Raw genomic sequence first — 5,910 nt, 5'->3', positions numbered from 1 at the left:
ATGTAGCAGGATGTCATACTTGCGGCAGATCTCCTGCACGCGCTGCCAGTAGCCCTCGGGCGGGGTGATGACGCCGCCGCCCGCCGTCACCGGCTCGAGGCAAAGCGCGCCGACGGTGTCGGGGCCTTCGCGCAGGATCGTCTCTTCGATCTGGTTCGCGGCCCATTCGCCGTAATTCTCGAGGTCAGCGCCCTCCTGTTCGAAGGCGCGATACTCAAGGCAATGGGGCACGCGCACGAAACCGGGGGTGAAGGGGCCATATTGCGCGCCGCGCTCGTCCTGGCCGCCGGCCGACAGGCAGCCGATGGTCGTGCCGTGGTAGTCGCGATCGCGGTAGAGGATCTTGTGCTTCTTGCCGCCATAACGCTTGTGCGCGATCTGGCGGACCATCTTGAAGGCCTTTTCGTTCGCCTCGGAACCCGAGTTGCAGTAGTAGACGCGGCTGAGGCCCGGCATCTTTTCCAGCAGCTTTTCCGAGAACAACGCACCGGGGATCGAGCCGGCGGAGCCGGCGAAGTAATTCAGCTTGACCAGTTGCTCGCGCACCGCGTCGGCGATGCTTTCGCGCCCGTAGCCGACGTTGACCGTCCAGACCCCTCCGGAAACGGCGTCGAGATGCTCCTTGCCCTTCTGGTCCCAGACCCGCATGCCCTTGCCCTCGACGATCACCCTCGGATCGCTGGTCTCGTAGGGCTTGTGCTGGCTCAGGTGATGCCAGACGTGGGCGCGGTCGGCCGCGACCACCTTGTCGATATCGTTGTCGAGAAACTTGCCGTCCATGTCGAGGCTCCATCTGAAGGCCCGCCCGCGAGTGCTCGCGGATTCGCGCGGGGTCTGAATTCCTGCTAGGATATCACGTCGGTTCGCCGGCCAACAGTTAGGGCCAGTCCGGGATGAAGTATAGCGCCAGTGCCGCATTGCGCGCATGTCAGTGCGCGGGACAAGCCGTTGCGTTCAAGACATTTTCTGCATCCGCCGACCGCGCCTCGACGAAGATGTCATACATTTTCACCGGCTTCCGCGGCGGGGTGACCGGGACAAGGGCATTGATCGGTCGCGGTTTTTCCGTTTCGATGAAGCCGAAAGGCCGGAACGTGTTCAGCCGGTCTCGTGCCGCTCCGAAGGTGCCGCGTATGACGGTGCCAGGACGGTCCGCGAAAAAATCGCGGATGAAATTCAACCGGGAGACCTTCACGATATGACACTCAGCAAAACCCTCCTTGCCGCCGTCGCCGCCGTCGCGACCCTTGGCGGCGCGCAGACCGCCCTTGCCGCCGGTCACGGCGAGATCACCGTCGGCTATTTCCTCGAATGGCCGATGCCTTTCGAGTATGCCAAGCAGATGGGCACCTATGACGAGGCGCTCGGCATGAAGGTGAACTGGGTCAGCTTCGACACCGGCACCGCGATGAGCGCGGCAATGGCCTCGGGCGATGTGCAACTGTCGGTCAGCCAGGGCGTGCCGCCTTTCGTGGTGGCCACGAGCGCCGGCCAGGACCTCCAGATCCTCGACGTGGCCGTCAGCTATTCCGAGAATGACAACTGCGTCGTCTCCTCGGGTCTCGAAATCGACAAGGACAGCGCCTCCGAGCTTGCCGGCAAGAAGGTCGCGGTGCCGCTGGGCACCGCCGCGCACTACGGCTTTCTCAAGCAGATGGACCATTTCGGCGTCGATCTCGCGAGCCTCGAAGTGGTGGACATGGCGCCGGCCGAAGGTGCCGCGGCACTGGCGCAGGGCAGCCTTGACATGGCCTGTGGCTGGGGCGGGGCGTTGCGGCGAATGAAAGAGCACGGCAACATCCTGCTGACCGGCGCCGAAAAGGAAGAGCTGGGCATCCTGGTCTTCGACGTGACTTCGGCGCCCGCCAGCTTCGTCGCCGAGAATCCCGACGTGGTGGCCAAGTTCCTCAAAGTCACGGCCGATGCCAACGCCATGTGGAACAGCGGCGAGAATCGCGAGGAAATGCTCGAGGTGATCGCCAAGGACGCCGGCATGGATCCGGCCGATGCCAAGTCGACGATGGACACCTTCGTCTTCCCCGACATCGACACGCAGCTGTCGCAGAAATGGCTCGGTGGCGGCAGCCAAGAGTTCATGAAGGGCGTGGCACAGGTCTTTGTCGACGCGGGTTCGATCGACAAGGCGCTCGACAGCTACGAGGGCAACGTCAACATCGGCCCGCTCGAGGCCGCCAAGGGCATGTAAGCAAGACCGTGCGGCGTGCCGGGACGGCGCGCCGCACGGGCCTGCCGGGCGCCGTGGCGCCGGGCGGGGCCGGAACAGGCACAGGCGATGGGGGACTTGCCGCGATGTCGGGACTGTCGATCGAAAACCTTTCAATGCGCTTCGAACTGCCGAACGGGACTCACGTGCAGGCGCTCGAAGACGTGACCCTGAAGATCGAACCCGGAGAGTTGATGTCGGTTCTCGGCCCCTCGGGCTGCGGCAAGACCACGCTGCTCAACATCATTGCCGGTTTCCTTGCCCCGACCGACGGGCGCGTGGTGCTGAACGGTCACCGCGTCACCGGCCCGGACGCCGAGCGCGGCATGGTCTTCCAGCAGGGCGCGCTGTTCGAATGGATGAGCGTGCGCGAGAATGTCGGTTTCGGCCCCTCGATGAAGGGAATGCCGGCAGGCGAGAAAAAGCAGATCGTCGATCACCTGCTCGACGTGGTCGGCCTGGGCGATTTCAAGGAAAAAGCGGTCTACGAACTTTCCGGCGGCATGCAGCAGCGCGTGGCGCTGGCCCGTTGCCTTGCCAATGACCCCGACGTGATCCTGATGGACGAACCGCTGGGCGCGCTTGATGCGCTGACGCGGGAGAAGATGCAGAGCCTGGTGCTGAAGCTCTGGAAGGAGACCGGCAAGACCATCATCCTCATCACCCACTCGGTGGAAGAGGCGCTGCTTCTGGGCGAGCGCCTGCTGGTCATGGCGCCGCGCCCGGGCCGCATCCATCGCGAGTATCGTCTGCCCTTCGCCGAGATGGGGGTCGATGCCGACCTGCGCGAGGTCAAGAAACACCCCGAGTTCGCAGAGCGGCGCGAAGAGATCCTGGCGATGATCTGGGACATGGAGGAAGAGATCATGGGCCGTGTGGAGGTTGCGCAGTGATCCCGTTCCTCATTTACGCCGCGATCTTCATCGCCTCTTTCGTGCTGGCCAAGATGGTCGCCGCCGGTGTCGCGCGCAGCGACTTCGGCTCGCTCAAGACCGTGACCTTCGGCGACGAAAGCGCGGTTTCGCCGAACCGGGTGGCCAGCGTGGTCTCGCTTGTGACGCTGTTCCTGCTCTGGGGCGCCTTCACCGGCTCGAAACTGGTGCCCGGCTTCCTGCATGCGCCCGGTCCCTTTCTGGGCGACGGCAGCTTTGAATATACCGTCGCCGCGCCCGACGGCAGCACCGACGACGCCACCGTCGCCGTGCGCGTCTTTGCCACCGGCACCCAGCCTGAGCAACTGGAGGTGGACGAAGGCACCGGGCTTGCGCGCAACGACGCCCTCGCCGTGGCCAGTTATCGCAGCAAGCTGCTGATCTGGGACGCGAACGACGAGGTGACGCGCAAGGACGGTGCGCGGCTGGTCGCTGTGAATGGCCAGCCGATCGAGGACGGCGGCACCGTCCAGACCGACTTTGCCCGCGTCGCGCTGACGCCCAAGGGCACGCTGAACATCGAGCCGAACAAGGGCTGGCAGATGGAGCCGCTCTACTTGCCGCCGCCCGAGGATGTCTGGGGCCGGGTGATCCAGACCGCGCGGGAGGGTTTTCGCAACACTGGCCTGTTCGAGCACCTGGGCTATTCGCTGTTCCGCGTCATCGTCGGCTTCCTGCTGGGCGCGCTGGTCGGCATCCCGCTCGGCTATGCGATGGGGCTGAGCAACTGGTTCCGCGGCTGGTTCGACCCGATCGTCGAATTCATGCGCCCGGTGCCGCCGCTGGCGCTGATCCCGCTGGTCATCATCTGGGCCGGCATCGGCGAGGCTGGCAAGATCATCCTGCTGTTCCTCGCGGCACTCTGGATCATGGCGATTGCCGCGCGCTCGGGCGTGTCGGGCGTCAACATCGCCAAGGTGCATGCCGCCTATTCGCTGGGGGCCAGCAAGTGGCAGATCATGCGCCACGTGATCGTCCCGAACTCGCTGCCCGAGATATTCACCGGCGCACGGGTCGCCATGGGCGTCTGCTGGGGCACCGTGGTCGCGGCGGAACTGGTCGCCGCCGAGAAGGGCGCGGGCATGATGATCATGGTCGCCTCGAAGTTCCAGAATACCGATATAGTCGTCATGGGGATCATCCTGATCGGCATCATCGGTTTCGGCATCGACATCCTGATGCGCTGGGCCGAAAGGCTGCTGGTGCCGTGGAAGGGGCGCTCGTAGCCGGCGGAAGCCGCCAAAATGGGCATCCCTCGACGCGATCGGCATCTTTTGGCCAGCCTCCGGCAAAGCCTTGCCGAGCCTGTCTGCGAATCCCTCTATGATCGGAACCGTTCCATCCAGGTCGTGTTGCGTCACATAGAAGGAGAGAGAATTATGAAGCATTTTGCCAAGATTTTCGCGCTCGGATCCATGATCGCGGGCAGCGCACTCCACGCCCAGACCACCACGCAGGAGACCGTCATCGGTGCCAGCGGCGATCCGGTCTACAGCGTCCAGATCGTCGGCGCGAACGGCGTCGTCTACAACTGCCTGCCCGATCTCGTCGTCAAGGACGGGCTGACCGTGCGCCAGTGCCGCCGCGTCGGCTCGGGTGGCAGCGTCACGCTCGACGGCACCGGTCCCGCCGCGATCGCCGCCGGTCTCGTGCTGGTTGCCGTGATCTCGGCGGACGACAGTACCGACTGATCGTGCCAGCCGGGGCGCCAGCCCAATGATATGCGCGGCCCGTCAACCGCTGCCAAACGTGCGCCGACGGTCCAATTGCTGCCCGCGGTCTCTCCCCCTTGTGAGGCCGCGGGCTTTGCGTTCTAACTCCGATCATGGACAGGGCCGAAATCGTTCACGAGGCTTTCGTGTCGCGCATCGCGCGGCGCGACTTTCCGCGCGGGTCAGAGCCCTCCGGCCCGCTTGAGCCGTCGCTCGCGGAAACGGTTTTTCGCGCCCAGGTCCTGAGCCGCAACCTTGATCGCACTTCGCGCCGGATGCAGGCGGCGGGGCAGGGCTATTACACGATCGGCTCATCCGGGCACGAAGGCATGGCGGCAGTGGCCGCGGCGTTGCGGCCTGACGACATGGCGTTCCTGCATTACCGCGACGGCGCCTTCCAGGCGATGCGCGCCGCCCAATGCGGAACGGACCCGACTCGCGACATGCTGTTGAGTTTTGCCACTGCGCGGGACGATCCGATCTCGGGCGGACGACACAAGGTGCTGGGCTCGTTGTCGCTGGCGATTCCGCCGCAAACTTCGACCATCGCGAGCCACCTGCCAAAGGCGGTCGGCGCGGCCTATTCCATCGGCGCTGCCCGGCGCGCAAGGCCCGAGCACGCGCGTCTTGCGTCCGATGGAGTCATCCTCTGCTCTTTCGGCGATGCCTCGGCCAATCACTCGACCGCCCAGGGCGCGATCAACTCTGCCTGCTGGACCGCCTACCAGTCGGTGCCCATGCCCATCGTCTTCGTTTGCGAGGACAACGGAATCGGCATCTCGACCCGAACGCCGCGCGGCTGGATCGCGGCGAATCTCGCGCAGCGCCCCGGGCTGAAATACATCGCCGCCGACGGTCTGGACATCTACGACAGCTACCGCGCGGCGCGCGAGGCTGCCGATTTCGCCCGCACGCAGCGTCGGCCGGTATTCCTGCACCTGAGCACCGTGCGCCTATATGGTCATGCCGGTTCCGACGTGCAGCAGGCCTATCTCGACCGAACGGTCTTCGAGGGGTGGGAGGCCGAAGATCCGCTTTTGCA

The 5,910-nt window shown here is 65.0% G+C and carries 7 protein-coding genes; 5 read left to right on the top strand and 2 right to left on the bottom strand.

Annotation, left to right across the window (positions count from 1 at the left end):
* Together ACN0T5_RS21620 and ACN0T5_RS21615 are read right to left on the bottom strand one after the other, a co-directional pair.
* Positions 1-780 (bottom strand): aspartate aminotransferase family protein (locus ACN0T5_RS21620; protein ID WP_417770671.1); only part of this gene is annotated, 780 nt, incomplete at its 3' end.
* A gap of 148 nt (positions 781-928) precedes the next feature.
* Positions 929-1,195 carry a hypothetical protein gene (locus tag ACN0T5_RS21615; RefSeq protein ID WP_417770670.1) on the bottom strand — a complete coding sequence of 89 codons (267 nt, stop codon included), beginning with the start codon at positions 1,193-1,195 and terminating at the stop codon, positions 929-931.
* 3 nt (positions 1,196-1,198) lie between these two features.
* Between ACN0T5_RS21615 and ACN0T5_RS21610 the strand changes: the two genes are divergently transcribed.
* The 5 genes from ACN0T5_RS21610 to ACN0T5_RS21590 form a co-directional block, all read left to right on the top strand.
* Positions 1,199-2,206 (top strand): ABC transporter substrate-binding protein, encoded by a 1,008-nt coding sequence (locus ACN0T5_RS21610; protein ID WP_417770669.1) that lies wholly within the window; start codon positions 1,199-1,201, stop codon positions 2,204-2,206.
* Positions 2,207-2,310: 104 nt separating this feature from the next.
* Positions 2,311-3,117 carry a taurine ABC transporter ATP-binding protein gene (locus tag ACN0T5_RS21605; protein WP_417770668.1) on the top strand — a complete coding sequence of 269 codons (807 nt, stop codon included), beginning with the start codon at positions 2,311-2,313 and terminating at the stop codon, positions 3,115-3,117.
* Positions 3,114-4,382: an ABC transporter permease gene (locus ACN0T5_RS21600; RefSeq protein WP_417770667.1), complete on the top strand. Its 1,269-nt coding sequence runs from the start codon at positions 3,114-3,116 to the stop codon at positions 4,380-4,382. The genes ACN0T5_RS21605 and ACN0T5_RS21600 overlap by 4 nt, the downstream gene beginning before the upstream one ends.
* A gap of 153 nt (positions 4,383-4,535) precedes the next feature.
* Complete coding sequence (locus ACN0T5_RS21595) at positions 4,536-4,847, top strand: hypothetical protein (protein ID WP_417770666.1); 312 nt, start codon at positions 4,536-4,538, stop codon at positions 4,845-4,847.
* Between the two features lie 134 nt (positions 4,848-4,981).
* The coding region (locus ACN0T5_RS21590; protein ID WP_417770665.1) for a thiamine pyrophosphate-dependent enzyme at positions 4,982-5,910 on the top strand (929 nt) is incomplete at its 3' end.

The sequence above is a fragment of the Stappia sp. genome, assembly GCF_048261845.1.
Classification (GTDB): domain Bacteria; phylum Pseudomonadota; class Alphaproteobacteria; order Rhizobiales; family Stappiaceae; genus Stappia.
This window is presented reverse-complemented; position numbering and strand designations above follow the sequence as displayed.

What these genes read in the sequence shown, in the direction of transcription:
- ACN0T5_RS21605 (WP_417770668.1), top strand. Translation starts at nt 2,311, where the DNA reads ATGTCGGGACTGTCGATCGAAAACCTTTCAATGCGCTTCGAACTGCCG.
- ACN0T5_RS21595 (WP_417770666.1), top strand. Translation starts at nt 4,536, where the DNA reads ATGAAGCATTTTGCCAAGATTTTCGCGCTCGGATCCATGATCGCGGGC.
- ACN0T5_RS21610 (WP_417770669.1), top strand. Translation starts at nt 1,199, where the DNA reads ATGACACTCAGCAAAACCCTCCTTGCCGCCGTCGCCGCCGTCGCGACC.